We start from the raw sequence: 14,485 nt of genomic DNA, 5'->3' as shown, positions 1-14,485 counted from the left end.
ATAATGTGTATGGCATCGACCCAAGTTATGATGCTGTGGCTAGTGTACAGGCTTTATCGGGTGAATTGGCACCTCTAAATCCGGCTAAAAACTTCAAAGTTGCGCGGGCCGAAGATCTGCCGTTTGATGATGACAGCTTTGACCTGCTGATTTGCAGCGCGGTTTTGCACTTTGCTGAAGATAGTAACCATTTCGACGCGATGCTGCGCTCGATGTGGCGTGTGTTAAAATCGGGCGGTTATATATTCGCGCGACTGGCGTCGGATATTGGTATCGAAAATCTGGTGATCCCGCTTGGAAACAGCCGCTATGCCCTGCCGGACGGATCGGAACGGTTCCTGGTTAATGAACAAATCCTGCTGGAATATACCGACATTTTAAACGGAGAGCTTTTTGAGCCCATCAAAACTACCAATGTGCAAAACCTGCGGTGCATGACAACGTGGTGCCTGCGCAAAAGGTAGGGAATGGCAGCTATTAATATTTTAAAATAGACTTGCTAGCACGCGTCGTTCAAATACGGAAAAGAAATAATTACTTCATCCCATGCAAATCGCGCTGCAAATTTTTGTTCCAACTACCTGTGTTAGCGGCCGCATCGTAAGTGGATTGCAGAAACCGCATCAAAGTTTCTTCCGGGTTTTCAGACGACTGTACCACTTCATAGGTCAGAAAAAACTCACCCATTTCTTTGCTATAAAATGCCTCGGGCGGGCTTACCTGCTGGCGGCCGAAATCATCGGGCGTGGGATAGCAATACGAATAAAATGCAGGCTGCGGGAATTGCTCACTTCCCGGCCAAAACCCTGCCGAACTTACCTCATGCGAGTAAGCTTCCTGCATTACTGATACAGGCATGTTTGGCGCGCCGCCGGGATGCGGCGGTGCAGGCCTGCCGCTAAAACGGGTAACCGCTAAATCAAAAGCTCCCCAAAAAAAGTGCACAGGGCTGCATTTACCCATAAAACCGGCCCGGAATTGTGTAAATACATTATTTATACGTACCAATGATTGCCAAAGGTTTTGCATAACCAAGGCATCATACAGGCAGGGTTTAGTATTTTCAGCAAACGGGATGGCAGGGTCAACCTCATTAGGCGCAGCATATATTTCGGCCTCGATACCGGCAGCGGCAAGATTGCTCATCAGATCAAAGTAAAAGTGCGAGATAGTTTCGGTACCTAAACCAAATGACCGGCTGTTGCCGGTGCTGGTTACTATATGCAATTGCTGACTAATAAAATCCAGGTCGATCTGGAAAACGCCATACTCATACGGAACGCTGCCGGTGGTTAATCCCGTTGCACTAACATAAAGTGTAACATGCCAGGAATGGTTTATCCACGGCGTTTTTACCAGCCGCACCTTGCCTATCATCTGTGTCCACATATGCACGGTTGCAATGGTATCTTTCAAGTAATGGTAGTCCAGTTTGGGCCAGCGATGGTTGGTAGCGATGCTCATATGTAAATATACGTCATAGATGTTAAATCGCCCAGGGCAAAAGGGCATACAAACAAAAACGACAGGCCTCTCAACCTGTCGTATTCTGAAAACTAAATTACCACTTAAATAGACGTCGCGGGTAGATTCGAACTACCGTTAAAGGTTTTGCAGACCCACACCTATCCTCTCGGCCACGCGACTTTATCTTTCACCCTTTATTTATTCGGCTGAGGCGTAGTGCGCAAATAAGGCTTAACTTCTGTAAACCCTTTGGGGAACTTAGCCGGAATATCTTCTGTTTTGATAGATGGCAGCACTACCACATCGTCGCCGTCTTTCCAGTCGGCTGGTGTAGCCACACTATGGTAGGCGGTAAGTTGCAAGGAGTCAATTACCCGTAAAATCTCCTGGAAGTTGCGGCCGGTAGACGCCGGGTAGCTAATGATCAGCTTAATCTTTTTATCAGGCCCAATTACGAACAGCGAACGGACGGTAGCAACCAATGATGCGTTGGGGTGGATCATATCATACGCCTGTGAAATCTCGCGGCTCTCATCACCAATTATCGGGAAGGTAACTTCCACATTCTGCGTTTCGTTAATGTCGCTGATCCAACCCTTGTGCGATTCGGCACTATCTGTGCTCAAAGCAATCACCTTTACGTTACGCTTTTCAAACTCGTCTTTAAGTGATGCGGTACGGCCCAGCTCGGTAGTACAAACCGGCGTGTAATCTGCCGGGTGAGAAAATAATACTCCCCAGCTATCGCCCAGGTAATCATAAAAATCAATTTCGCCTTGCGATGTTTGTGCTTTAAAGTTTGGGGCGTCGTCGCCAATTCGTAAGCTCATAAGTTTTAGTTTAGTTGAATATTTTATCAGCAATATATTAATGCTGGTGTTAAACAGTTAAACTTACCACGAAATTTTATAGAGGGAGGTTGCCAAGCGGATGGGCAAAAGAAACGTTTTAAAGCACGTTTATTTGTCTTTTTAAATCAGCTTATCTGTCTTTGCCTCAGCAAAGCAGGAATTAGCACCTTTTACAGGCAGTAAAGCCGGTACAGGTTGCTAAGACATCATAGGGCCCTTCCCTCTGTCTTTCTGGATAAGTATATTTAAAGAACGATTACATCACAAAAGTAGAAATTAATTCTATTAATCCTATAGACTTTATTATATACTATTAGTTTTATTCGTAACTACCTGAAAAAGAGTCAGAAAAAATAAAAAACTAATTGATCATTATGAAAGTTACTTACCGTTAAGCTTTCTGATAACTTCTACTTCTTCGGGTTTGTAAGCAGTACCGTCTTTGCGAAAGATATCGTGAAACCACTCTTTTGGTTCGCTGCCATCGGGCATCGGATTGTCCCAGGCGTAAATAGTGTTTGTTTTACCCATTACAAAACCCCAGTTAATGGCGCCAACATGCTCCTGCTTAAGCATAGGCATAACATTGGCAAAACGACTGCCGCGGGTGCGGGCCATATATTCGGTACATATTAATGGCTTGCCGTGGCTTTTCAGTAGCTGGATAGTCTTCAGGTGCGATTTTTCGTCGGTATAATCATGGTACGTAACAATGTCTGAATTAATGGCCTGGTAAGCATTTAAGCTTTCAAAGCTCCAATCCCACAGGCCTGCAGATACCGGCTGATCCGGATTAACGGTGCGTGCCCAGCCAAAGATCTTAACAAGCAGGCCCATCGATTTATCCTTTTTTGCGGAGTTGCCCGGCTCGTTGTAAAGGTCCCAAAGTAAAATGCGTTTATCGTGCTTAAAGCTTGTCATCACATCCTTCACATAAGCCTCAAGCAAAACCGTTTCACCGGGGTTGCTTTCACGGTTGCCGGGATCCTGCAGCCATCCCGAATTATGGATGCCTACTTTGGGTGCCGGCTGCAAGCCGATTTTGGCGGCAGCATTCCAGCAATCGTCAAAAAACACAAATATGGTTTGGATGTGGTGCTTGTTAGCGATAGTCAGGTATTGGTCTATCCGCTTTTTAAAACCGGCTTTATCCTGTTGCCAGGCTAAGCTATATAAAAACACCCGCATAGTATTAAAACCTATCCCCTCTGCATAGCCTAACTCCATATCGATAGTTGTAGGGTCGAAACTATTTGCCTGCCACATTTCTAACTGGTTAATAGCAGTACTGGGGATAAAGTCGGACCCGCTCATCCATTTATGTTTTGCATACCAGGCGTTCGCCTTCTCTGCTGTCCACACTTTACCAGCCGGGGCCCTTTGTGCCGAAACATTTATGGTAACCAAGGCAGCAAAAAAAATCGCTCCGATGAATTTAAGAAATTGGCTTTTCATGAGATTAATATTGGTATTGCTAAAGTAACATCAAATCCCTGAAAAAACGAATAGCCTTAGAAAGCACTCGGAATCTAGGTAAGATTAAATAACCACCTGCACTGATTCCAAACCGCACTATTGATATAAAACTTTACATGTTTGATGAAATGCAAAAAGGCTGTTTCAAACTTGTTAACCAACTAAAATATTAACCGGTGCATTACATAAATTAACCAGCCGATTGTTAACTATATGATTATTAATTAAATAATATTTGAACAAAGTGCAAAAGTTTGAAATCTCTTTAATACTTTCGCGGCTTTGTAACTTACAATTACAACAAACCTACTTACACGATAAATAATTATAAAACCATACAACACTTAGTTGTATAAGCATGCTCCTGATCTTTTTTGGCATGTTTATTAACAATGGTGTAATGCATTATTGAACAGTATTAAAATGAGTTTTTTTGACGCGCATAAATTTTCAGGCGAGAGTATCGAGCATTTTGCGCACATCATTAACTGTATGCACACCGGCATTTGGGAGTACAACACTGGTACCAAAAAAACAACTTGGAGCGCCGGCTTTTATACGATGCTTGGCTATGCGCCCGGCGAGATCGAATGCTCGTACCACAATTTTTTTGAAAACATTTTGTACTATGGCGACCGAAAAACCTTCCTTCGGTCTACAGATGCGGCTGCTAAAGAAAGCCTGGTACCTGCCCATATCCGCCTGCTAATCAAAAGTGATGGCTACCAGTGGTTTCAAAGTACATCGCAAAGGCTTGATACGGCTGAGGGTACGGTAATTTATGGTGTTCTTGATAATATTAATGAATATAAAATTGCGCAATTCAAAGCCCAACAAAATGATGAGCTTAATGCCGAAACCGGCCGGATGGCAAAACTGGGCAGTTGGGAAATTGATGCCGCCACCAAAAGTCTGCATTTGTCGACAGATATTTATGAAATCTTTGAGCTTACCGGTGAAAAACAATTATCCGTTGCAGAAGCGATAAGCTATTTTGAACCGGCATACCGCCAAATTATTACGGATGCTGTAGACAATGCCCTGCGCTTTAGCAAACCGTACGACCTGGAGTTGCAGCTTCGTACTGCTAAAAACAATGTGATATGGGTACGCTCAAAGGGTATTGCTGTAATTGATGATTTGGGCCGCTGTAAAACTGTGCGCGGCATTTTTCAGGATATAGACCGGATAAAAAAGCGGGGTTTGAACATGCAGTCGTCTATTAACCGGCTCGACGATCAGAACAAGCGCTTACAAAACTTTGCCTACATCGTATCACACAACCTGCGCAGCCATGCGGGTAACCTTAAATTCATGGTAAGCCTTTATGAAGATGCCGGGCAAAGTAACGACCGAGAAGAGATCTTTGCGCATATAAAAACCATCAGTGATAGTTTAAACCTTACCATTGGCCACCTTGATGAGATAGTTAAAATACAGACAGAAGTTACCCGGGAGCGTAAAGTAGTGAATTTGCCTGCCATTTATGAAAATGTAACAGCAGCGCTACAGGCTAACATTACAGCGACAGGTGCACAGATCATTACAGATTTTGAAGCTTGCAGCGAAATCCCTTACATTCCTGCATATATGGAAAGTATAATGCAAAACCTGCTTACCAACGCTATTAAGTACAAACATCCTGATCGCAACCCTATAATTGATTGCAAGACCGTGAAAGATAACGAAGGAATTTATCTGATTGTTAGTGACAACGGTGTTGGCATTGATTTGGAGCGTTACGGAGAGGATGTTTTTGGACTTTACAAAACTTTTCACTTAAACAAAGATGCCAAAGGGATCGGCCTTTTTATAACGCGAAACCAGGTAGAAGCACTTGGCGGCAATATACGGGTAGAAAGCGAAGTAAATGTTGGCACAAAATTTACAGTTAAACTGGTATAAATTACCCGTTTTAAATGATGCAGAATGATGAGATGCTAACGATTTGGGTTATCGACGACGATAACATTTTTACCTTTGGTTTTAATAAATTAATGCAAAACAGCGCTTTAAAGGGCCAAATGATTGTTTTTAACAGTGCTACCACAGCCATCGAACAATTTACAGATCAAACAAAGCAAGCCCGCCTGCCGGATGTTATGTTTGTTGATATTAATATGCCGGTTATGAGTGGCTGGGAATTCATTGAAAAATTCGGGAAAATTAGCGCACAAACGGGTAAGAATATCCCGGTATATATTATCAGTTCGTCGGTGGCACTTAATGATATTGAACGTGCCAAAAATAATCCACTTATCACCGACTATATTCTTAAACCCATAGATCAGGATCTACTTAACGCTATCTTGAGTACCTTACGGGGCAGCGCTAACGGCTTAGCGGTTTAAGCGGGCCCGGCAAGACATTCTCCCGCCGGGATACCGCTAAAAATTATTCTATATAACTTTCCAATATCTTAAAACCGGATGTGGTTTTAAGCTCAATTTTATCAATTGTTTTTGGCAACAATATGCACTCGCCCATTTTAACCGGGTAGGCGATATCGTTATGCTCAATGGTGTACTCTCCGGCTACACAAACATGTACCACAAACGAATCAAGATTTGAGTAATCTTTAGATGTAGTTTGTGTATAGTCCATAATATTGGTTGTAAAATACGGGCAACTCACCAAATGAACATCTTCGTTTTTTGCCGGCTGATATTTGGTTCTGTATTCCGGGTAGTGCTTATAGTCTATAGCCGCTAAAGCCTCTTCGGTATGCAATTCGCGCTTGTTGCCTTTATCATCCACCCTGTCAAAATCGTAGATACGGTAAGTGATGTCTGATGTTTGCTGGATCTCTGCTATCAGCAATCCTTTGCCTATCGTGTGCACTCGGCCTGCAGGTAAAAAGAAAACATCGCCTGCAGTAACGTCTTCTTTATTCAAAATATCCATAATATGGCCGCTGTTCAAAGCGTCTACATATTCCTTTTCATTCATCTCCCGGTTAAAACCCGCAATCAAAGTGCTTCCCGGATCTGCTTCTATGACATACCACATCTCTGTCTTACCAAATGAATTATGGCGTTTTTTTGCCAGCTCGTCATTTGGATGCACTTGTACGCTCAGGTCGTCATTCGCATCAATAAATTTGATCAGCAGCGGGAAAATGTTACCAAAATGATCATATACTTTTTTGCCCACAAGGTCTTCTTTATACTGCTCCAGCAAATCAGCCAGCGACTGCCCTTTTAATTCTCCGCTATCTACAACAGATACGTCCGACTTAACGCCCGAGATCTCCCAGGTTTCGCCGCAGTTAGGCAGTTCCCCGATATCTTTATGCAGGTACGTTTGAATTTTGTGGCCGCCCCAAATTTTGTCCTTGAATATAGTTTTGAATTTTAATGGATATAAAGATGACATGGTAGTATATTATATAGGTATTTAACAATGCTGTGTAAAATGGTTCTTTAAACAAGAAAACCATTTTAGTAACAGTTGGCTAAGTTAAAGTTTTTGTAGAAGCATAAAATAATGTTTTTGAATATCAACGGATATCTATAATTACCCGTTGCCAATCTTCCTCGGCAGACTGGCTGCTTTTTTCTTCACCAATTATGGCCGTAAAGTATCCGACTAGCGCGCATTTTGCACAACCTCTCTGATGCTTGCCCAGCCGGTAGGGCTTTTATTATAGCGAACATAAACTACTATTGACCGGCCTTTATATAAAAACGGCTTATCGCCGTTTTTAGGACTTATTTTAATGGTAAACAGATACTGCTGCACGGCGGTCTTCCCCTGAATTAAAGTATTCTCAACCTTGCTTTCTACAAACTCAAGCTTATTAACCATTAATGTTTCCCTTAACCCAACAGCTACTGTATCCCGGCCCGGCAGGTAATTATTGTAACTAAACGCCTTAATCACATCAGGGTGATGATAGGATTCAATAGCAGGCACATCCATCCTGGAATGCCTTATGAATACCATTGTTTGTTCGCTCTAAATCGGCCCTATCCCGAGCCGAACCGAGATAATTTTTGTTTGCAGAACAGCCTGAAGCAATTACTATAATAACGAACAAAATATTTATGGTTTTCATATGGTTCAAATAACTACATCATTGTGTGATAAATATACTTATACAATGACATTTAAACCAACAAAAAAGGCCTGCATATGCAGGCCTGTAAATATTTGGTACCAGGAATATTACTTACCTAATTTCACTTTCAGATTTTCGTTGATAGCTTCCAAAAACTCTTCGGTGTAAAGATAATCGGCACCATGCTCTACTTTTGGTTTTATAGTGATGGCCAAATCTTTGGTCATTTTTCCGCTTTCTACCGTTTCGATACAAACTTCTTCCAAAGCTTTACAGAAATCAACCAGTTCCTGGTTGCCATCCAGTATACCGCGGAACTCTAAACCACGTGTCCACGCAAAGATAGATGCGATTGGGTTGGTAGATGTTGGGCGACCTGCCTGATGCTCGCGGTAATGGCGGGTAACTGTACCGTGTGCGGCTTCAGCTTCCATAACTGTACCGTCCGGTGTTACTAATGTTGAGGTCATTAAACCTAACGAACCGAAGCCTTGCGCTACGGTGTCGCTTTGTACGTCGCCATCATAGTTTTTACAAGCCCAAACAAAGTTTCCGTTCCATTTAAGGGCCGATGCAACCATGTCGTCAATAAGGCGGTGCTCGTAAGTGATACCAGCTTCGGCAAACTTCGTTTTATAATCGTTTTGGTAAATCTCTTCAAAAATGTCTTTGAAACGGCCATCGTATTTTTTAAGGATGGTGTTTTTAGTTGACAGGTACAGCGGCCAGCCTTTCATCAGCGCCTGATTAAAACAAGCGTGTGCAAAGCCTTTGATAGATTCGTCGGTATTGTACATGGTTAAAGCAACGCCATCGCCTTTGAAGTTATATACTTCAAACGACTGCTCGGCGCCACCGTCCTCAGGTGTAAAGGTTACAGTTAGTTTACCTTTGCCTTTGGTAACAAAATCGGTAGCGCGGTACTGATCGCCAAAAGCGTGGCGGCCAATGCAGATAGGGGCTGTCCAGTTTGGTACTAAACGCGGTACGTTGCTCATTACAATAGGCTCGCGGAAAACCGTACCATCCAAAATATTACGAATGGTTCCGTTTGGTGAGCGCCACATTTGTTTTAAACCGAATTCTTCCACACGCTGCTCATCAGGTGTAATGGTAGCACATTTAATACCTACGCCGTATTTTAAAATAGCGTTGGCAGCATCAACGGTAACCTGGTCATCAGTTTCATCGCGATACTCGATACCCAGATCATAATATTTTATATCAAGATCCAAATATGGAACGATCAATTTGTCTTTAATAAATTTCCAGATGATGCGTGTCATTTCATCACCATCCAGCTCAACTACCGGGTTTTCTACTTTAATTTTTGACATATACCTGCTTTATGGGTTAATTTCTGTTTTAACGGTTTCAAACTTACATAAAATTTTATTTCAAAAAATTCGTGGCAGCAAACTAAATAAATTATTTCACGAATACGATTGAATACCACCTTATTAACCAGCAATTAACCCGGCAAACTTTGGCAAACACAATTAATTAAACGTATAATTGCTTTTTAAAAGTTTGATGCTATTTTTATAAAAATTTAGCTGACTGCTAATTACCTATAGTTTTCCCTTTATATGATAAAGTTGCTTTTAAAAACAACACTGTTCAGTTTATTGCTCTGCTCGGTTGCTTTGCTATCAAAGGCACAAATAGGGAACGATTACGCACAGTACGATTTCGGAATAGGCGGCACGATAAATAAACTTTATGGCGATGCTGAAACCACTAAAAGTACACCGGCCGTAAACATCAACTTTACCTACAACTTTACACCTTACGTTAACTATGTCGCTGAACTGCAGGGCGGTATTTTAGAGGGTGGCAGCGAGGCCACAAAATCGGGCCGCTACTTTCGTAATGTTTATAAAGCAGTTGTTTTTAGAGGGCAATTACAAGCGGGTGAACTAATCCATTACGATAACAGCAAATTTTTTAACGCGCTCAAAAACTTCTACGGATCAGCAGGGCTGGGTTATATTTTAAACGACATTAAGTCCATCAACCGCGAATCGACTGTTGTAACAGGCTACGTTACGCCCGGAGAAGATGATGCCCACGAGCTTTTTTTACCTTTAAGGGTTGGTTACGAATTTAAGGTGTTCAACCAGTACGATGAACCGTCATTCAAGGTTGATATTGGTGCACAATACAACTATGTATTTGGTGATAATACGGATGGCTTTAAGGCCGGTGTAAGTAAAGACAAATATATTCAATACGGCGTCACTTTAAAATTCGCGTTGGGCGGCGTTACATCTTACCGCAAAAAAATCTCTTATTAATTTCAAATTCCGGAATGGGCAACTGTCCCAGTTTGGCAGGGTTTTTAGTGTATATTGGTATACTAAAAACAAAACCTATGATACCTGAAGATAATAACTCCGAATTTAGCGTAGATCCTGAAGACCTGGCTAATCCATCAGATAGCGAACTTAACGATACCGGCGACGCAGAAAACCTTAATTATGATGAAACCATCAATAGCTATGAGTATGATGTTAAAGGTGATAACCCTGATTACGACCACCCGGATCCTTATGATACAACCGTAAAAAACGGTGAAGATTTTAACTCTACCTATGATGAGGCTAACCCCTACGATGCAAACGGCGAATACGATACTGAGCGCTCACTGGAGACTGATGCAGATTCGCTGGGAATGCATATCGATAGCGGCAAAATTGTTGAGCTGAACCCGCGTGATGAAGCTTTGGCACACACGCCAGAGGATGACCGTGATGACTTGGATGAAGAAGGCTATCCTAAAAACGATACACCCGAAGATCTTAAATAACGAAAATCACTTTACTGCGCCTCTGCAATAACCATATTGCAGGGGCTTTTTTATTCTCTCTTAATCAAACTCCAAATTAAACCTGTTCTTCAGATCAAGTAGCTGTGGGTTTTTACTGGCCATGTATTGAAATTTTTCGGCAGCCGTGTAAGGTTTGCGCACAGTGCTTACTTCTTCTACACGCGCATTGATCTCGATATTAAAATTCTTTAAACTGGTGCGTAAGAAATTGAGCAGATAAGGGCGCTCGTCCCTGAATGATACTTCCTGAATTTTGTTGGATACCAACACCTCAAAGCTTTCGGGGCCGAGAACGACCGGAGTAACTGATGTCATGATGGTATAAAGCGTTGCAGGCTTACCGTCGGCTTTAAGTTTAGCGCCGTAATTGGTCCACAACTGCAAAAATTCGTCTATTGTAAAGGGCTGCTTGTCCGTCCCTTTTAGGTATGGGTCTTCCTCCTCTAACGCAGCTTCTTCCAGTTTTTTTGTCAGATCTTTCAGCGAGGGTATCTTAACCGATGTGCCTGCAGCATGCACGTTTGGGATAAACACCTTAGGCTTTTCGACCATGGGCGTTTCCTTTACTTCTGCAACTGGGGATGCAACAACAGGTGTATCATCGGCACTTAATTTAGGCGTAGTTTGATAAGTGATCGGCGCATCCCGTACTACAGACAGCTCGTCGGATGTAGCTACCGGGGCCTCTTTTGCTATGGTATCAGGTTTTTTTTTTTCCTCCCCGTTTGGGGCAGCAGCTTGTTGCGGCATCGGTGCTGTGGCCATACTGAACACCGATTGCAAATGGCTCATCTTCAATAGGGCCAATTCCACCTGTAGTCGCTGGTTTTTACTTTGCTTGTAGCTGATATCGCACTGGTTGGAGATATTCATGGCCGATAACAGAAATGATACGCTTGCCGCCTGCGATTGCTGCAAATAACGGGCCTTGATTGTTTCGCTTACTTCTAACAATTTTATAGTGGATGCATCCTTCCCAACCAGCAGGTTACGTAAATGCTCGCTCAATCCCGATATAAAATGCGCCCCATCAAACCCTTTTGAGAGGATCTCATCAAACAACAAAAGCGTTTGCGGGCTGTCTTCGCCTAAAAGCCGGTCGGTTATGTTGAAGTAGTAGTCGTAATCAAGGATATTCAGGTTATCGATAACCGATCGGTAAGTAACATTTCCGCCGCTAAAGCTTACTATCTGATCAAACATGGACAGTGCATCGCGCAAGCCGCCATCGGCTTTTTGGGCGATAATGTGCAGACCGTCCTGCTCATAGGCAATATTTTCTTTTTGGGCGATATTAGCTAGGTGGCCGGCCATATCGTCTACCCTAATGCGGTTAAAATCAAAGATCTGACAGCGCGATAGAATAGTGGGCAGGATCTTGTGCTTCTCCGTAGTAGCTAGAATAAAAATGGCATAATTAGGTGGTTCCTCCAACGTTTTCAGGAAAGCGTTAAAAGCCGCCTGCGATAGCATATGCACCTCATCGATAATATAAACTTTGTAGCGTGCAGCTTGCGGCGGTATACGCACCTGCTCAATTAAACTGCGAATATCGTCAACAGAATTATTAGAGGCGGCATCCAGTTCGTGGACGTTAAAAGAATTACCGTTTTGAAAAGCGCGGCAGCTGTCGCAATGGCCGCAGGCTTCGCCATTGGGTTGCAGATCGGTACAATTTATGGTTTTAGCCAGGATACGGGCACAGGTAGTTTTGCCTACACCGCGCGGCCCGCAGAATAAAAATGCCTGCGCCAGCTGATTATTTTTAATAGCGTTTTTTAACGTATTAGTGATATGTTGCTGGCCAACAACAGTATCAAAAGTTGCCGGGCGGTATTTACGTGCTGAAACTATGAAATTATCCACAGGTACTAAGTTAGCAACAATTGCACAAACTTAAAATCGCAAATAAGAGTTGTGGATAAAATGCCGGCTGCTTATTGCAGGTCGTCGTCCGGCAGGTGGTCGTCATCTTCCGGGTCAGGTTCGCGTACGTCGTCGCCTACCCTTACCTCGTGCAGGTCGTTTTCAGATTCAACCTGGTCGTCAAAGTCCTCGTCATCCTCGTCGTTCCAATCGCCTTCAACGGGCTCTTTGTCTTCGCCAGGTGCCTGCATATACAATGTGTCGTATAGAAAAACGGAGTGGTCTGCCTCCTGATATCTGCTTTCTGAAAACTGCATAACTTTTGGGATTTAATTTACGCTGTATACATTTATATATACTGTAAAGCACACTAAAAGTTTTAACGTTTTTGTAACGGCATCATTAAGTAATCATTAAGCTTTTTTGGTTAGGCGGGCCGCAAAAATAAGGAGATCGAACGTTCAAATGCATGACAATTAATAGCAAACAGGTGTTTTTATTTTCAATTTATCTTACTACATTTGCAGCCCCGATATACATGGATAAATAATTAAAAATCAAATAATAATGCAACAGTACGAAATCGTGATCGTTCTAACCCCGTTGTTATCAGATGAAACTGCTAAAGAGGCAATTGCCAAATACAGCAAAACTTTAACTGATGGCGGAGCCGAAATTGTCCAGGAGGATAATTGGGGTTTGAGAAAATTAGCGTACCCTATCCAAAAGAAAACTACAGGGTACTATCACTTAACTGAATTCAGGGCTCCGGGTGAATTAATTAATAAACTGGAAGTTGAATTAAGGCGCGATGAGCGTGTTTTGCGCTTCCTTACCATTGCTTTGGATAAACATGCCATTGCTTACAATGATAAAAAACGCAGCGGTGCTTTTAACAAAAAGCCGGCAGCTAAAGTGGAGGAAAACAACTAATGGCAAACGACCAAATTAAATACGTTACCGCTCCAAAGGTGGAGGATAACCGTAAAAAATACTGCCGTTTCAAAAAGAATGGTATTAAGTATATCGATTACAAAGACGCTAACTTTTTATTGAAGTTCATTAATGATCAGGGTAAATTATTACCACGCCGTTTAACCGGTACTTCTTTAAAGTTCCAGCGTAAAGTAGCCCAGGCGGTTAAACGCTCACGCCACATCGGTTTATTACCTTATGTTACAGACTCATTAAAATAATCGGAGGTAAATAAAATGGAAGTTATTTTAAAACAAGACGTAAAGAACCTCGGCGATAAAGACGATGTAGTGAATGTAAAGCCAGGTTATGGCCGCAACTTTCTTATCCCTAAAGGTTACGCAATATTAGCAACTGAAAGTGCACGTAAAGTTTTAGCAGAAAACTTAAAACAAGCTCAGTTCAAACAAGATAAAATACGTAAAGACGCAGACGCTATTGCAGCCCGTTTAGAAGGTGTTACCTTAACTATCGGTGCTAAGGCAGGCGAAACCGGAAAGATCTTTGGTGCTATCAATACCATCCAGGTAGCTGATGCCTTAAAGAAAGAAGGTTTTGAAGTTGACCGTCGTCGCATCACTTTTGATCAGGAGCCTAAATTTGTTGGTGATTACACCGCAATAGTTAACCTGCACAAAGAAGTGAAAGTACAGGTTCCTTTTTCAGTAGTTGCTGAGTAATTACTTAAATTTCGAATCAGAATTTATAAAAGGTGTTTGGCATTGTCAAACACCTTTTTAGTTTTACAAATATTTTTGTTCAAATGGCGTGGTCCAGGAAAGCTAATCCCAAATCTAAAACCCGTAATTCAAAATCAGGCAGCGGCGGTATTTTCAAACTCCTTTGGCGGGTTATTAAGCTGGCCGTAGTTGTTTTTGTAGCAGCCAGTTTGTTTGGCGTGATCTTGTACCGGTTTATCAATCCCCCGTTTACCTGGCTGATGGTACAGCGTGGGTTTGA

At 42.4% G+C, this 14,485-nt stretch carries 16 protein-coding genes, 1 tRNA gene, 1 pseudogene and 1 riboswitch; of the genes and pseudogenes, 9 read left to right on the top strand and 9 right to left on the bottom strand.

The genetic code is table 11. The annotated features are described in order from the left end of the window. On the top strand, positions 1-464 hold a 464-nt coding region (locus ACE5CV_RS12460), incomplete at its 5' end, for a class I SAM-dependent methyltransferase (RefSeq protein WP_374950503.1). A gap of 70 nt (positions 465-534) precedes the next feature. Here ACE5CV_RS12460 and ACE5CV_RS12455 read toward each other — a convergent pair. From ACE5CV_RS12455 to ACE5CV_RS12440, 4 genes are all read right to left on the bottom strand, one after another. Then, on the bottom strand, positions 535-1,464 hold the full coding sequence (locus ACE5CV_RS12455; RefSeq protein WP_374950502.1) for a DUF5996 family protein: 930 nt from the start codon (positions 1,462-1,464) through the stop codon (positions 535-537). Between the two features lie 112 nt (positions 1,465-1,576). Then, positions 1,577-1,647 (bottom strand) — tRNA-Cys (locus ACE5CV_RS12450). Between the two features lie 14 nt (positions 1,648-1,661). Next, positions 1,662-2,297, bottom strand: coding sequence for a peroxiredoxin (locus ACE5CV_RS12445; protein ID WP_374950501.1), 636 nt, complete (start codon positions 2,295-2,297; stop codon positions 1,662-1,664). 148 nt (positions 2,298-2,445) lie between these two features. Next, positions 2,446-2,560, bottom strand: a riboswitch (SAM riboswitch). A gap of 139 nt (positions 2,561-2,699) precedes the next feature. Beyond that, positions 2,700-3,773, bottom strand: a complete 1,074-nt coding sequence (locus tag ACE5CV_RS12440) for a 1,4-beta-xylanase (protein WP_374950500.1) — start codon at positions 3,771-3,773, stop codon at positions 2,700-2,702. Positions 3,774-4,217: 444 nt separating this feature from the next. On the opposite strand from ACE5CV_RS12440, the gene ACE5CV_RS12435 reads away from it, so the two are divergent. After that, positions 4,218-5,699 carry an ATP-binding protein gene (locus tag ACE5CV_RS12435; protein WP_374950499.1) on the top strand — a complete coding sequence of 494 codons (1,482 nt, stop codon included), beginning with the start codon at positions 4,218-4,220 and terminating at the stop codon, positions 5,697-5,699. Between the two features lie 14 nt (positions 5,700-5,713). After that, positions 5,714-6,145, top strand: a complete 432-nt coding sequence (locus ACE5CV_RS12430; RefSeq protein ID WP_374950498.1) for a two-component system response regulator — start codon at positions 5,714-5,716, stop codon at positions 6,143-6,145. 43 nt (positions 6,146-6,188) lie between these two features. Here ACE5CV_RS12430 and ACE5CV_RS12425 read toward each other — a convergent pair whose 3' ends face one another. The 3 genes from ACE5CV_RS12425 to ACE5CV_RS12415 all read right to left on the bottom strand — a co-directional run bounded on the left by ACE5CV_RS12425 (position 6,189) and on the right by ACE5CV_RS12415 (position 9,191). Continuing rightward, positions 6,189-7,169: a type I phosphomannose isomerase catalytic subunit gene (locus ACE5CV_RS12425; RefSeq protein WP_374950497.1), complete on the bottom strand. Its 981-nt coding sequence runs from the start codon at positions 7,167-7,169 to the stop codon at positions 6,189-6,191. Between the two features lie 213 nt (positions 7,170-7,382). Beyond that, positions 7,383-7,739 (bottom strand): hypothetical protein, encoded by a 357-nt coding sequence (locus ACE5CV_RS12420; protein ID WP_374950496.1) that lies wholly within the window; start codon positions 7,737-7,739, stop codon positions 7,383-7,385. A gap of 222 nt (positions 7,740-7,961) precedes the next feature. After that, positions 7,962-9,191, bottom strand: a complete 1,230-nt coding sequence (locus ACE5CV_RS12415; protein ID WP_374950495.1) for an NADP-dependent isocitrate dehydrogenase — start codon at positions 9,189-9,191, stop codon at positions 7,962-7,964. A gap of 252 nt (positions 9,192-9,443) precedes the next feature. Here ACE5CV_RS12415 and ACE5CV_RS12410 point away from each other — a divergent pair, with 252 nt between their 5' ends. After that, positions 9,444-10,151 (top strand): hypothetical protein, encoded by a 708-nt coding sequence (locus ACE5CV_RS12410; protein WP_374950494.1) that lies wholly within the window; start codon positions 9,444-9,446, stop codon positions 10,149-10,151. A gap of 77 nt (positions 10,152-10,228) precedes the next feature. Continuing rightward, complete coding sequence (locus ACE5CV_RS12405) at positions 10,229-10,663, top strand: hypothetical protein (protein ID WP_374950493.1); 435 nt, start codon at positions 10,229-10,231, stop codon at positions 10,661-10,663. A 60-nt stretch (positions 10,664-10,723) separates the two neighbouring features. Here the strand turns inward: ACE5CV_RS12405 and ACE5CV_RS12400 are convergent, their stop codons facing one another. Both ACE5CV_RS12400 and ACE5CV_RS12395 read right to left on the bottom strand, forming a co-directional pair. Further along, positions 10,724-12,550, bottom strand: coding sequence for a DNA polymerase III subunit gamma/tau (locus tag ACE5CV_RS12400; RefSeq protein WP_374950492.1), 1,827 nt, complete (start codon positions 12,548-12,550; stop codon positions 10,724-10,726). A 71-nt stretch (positions 12,551-12,621) separates the two neighbouring features. Next, a complete protein-coding gene (locus ACE5CV_RS12395; RefSeq protein WP_374950491.1) occupies positions 12,622-12,867 on the bottom strand; it encodes a hypothetical protein in 246 nt (81 codons plus the stop codon). A gap of 250 nt (positions 12,868-13,117) precedes the next feature. Between ACE5CV_RS12395 and rpsF the strand changes: the two genes are divergently transcribed. From rpsF to ACE5CV_RS12375, 4 genes and pseudogenes are all read left to right on the top strand, one after another. Beyond that, positions 13,118-13,483: a 30S ribosomal protein S6 gene (gene rpsF, locus ACE5CV_RS12390; RefSeq protein WP_374950490.1), complete on the top strand. Its 366-nt coding sequence runs from the start codon at positions 13,118-13,120 to the stop codon at positions 13,481-13,483. Continuing rightward, entirely contained in the window at positions 13,483-13,746 is a 264-nt protein-coding gene (gene rpsR, locus ACE5CV_RS12385; RefSeq protein WP_191162967.1) for a 30S ribosomal protein S18, read from the top strand. The genes rpsF and rpsR overlap by 1 nt, the downstream gene beginning before the upstream one ends. A gap of 15 nt (positions 13,747-13,761) precedes the next feature. Next, the gene (gene rplI, locus ACE5CV_RS12380; protein ID WP_374950489.1) at positions 13,762-14,205 is read left to right on the top strand and encodes a 50S ribosomal protein L9; all 444 of its coding nucleotides are present in this window, start codon (positions 13,762-13,764) and stop codon (positions 14,203-14,205) included. Between the two features lie 83 nt (positions 14,206-14,288). After that, a pseudogene (locus tag ACE5CV_RS12375) lies at positions 14,289-14,485 on the top strand (hypothetical protein); the annotation flags it as partial.

It is taken from the genome of Mucilaginibacter sp. (assembly GCF_964263795.1).
GTDB lineage: Bacteria > Bacteroidota > Bacteroidia > Sphingobacteriales > Sphingobacteriaceae > Mucilaginibacter.
This window is presented reverse-complemented; position numbering and strand designations above follow the sequence as displayed.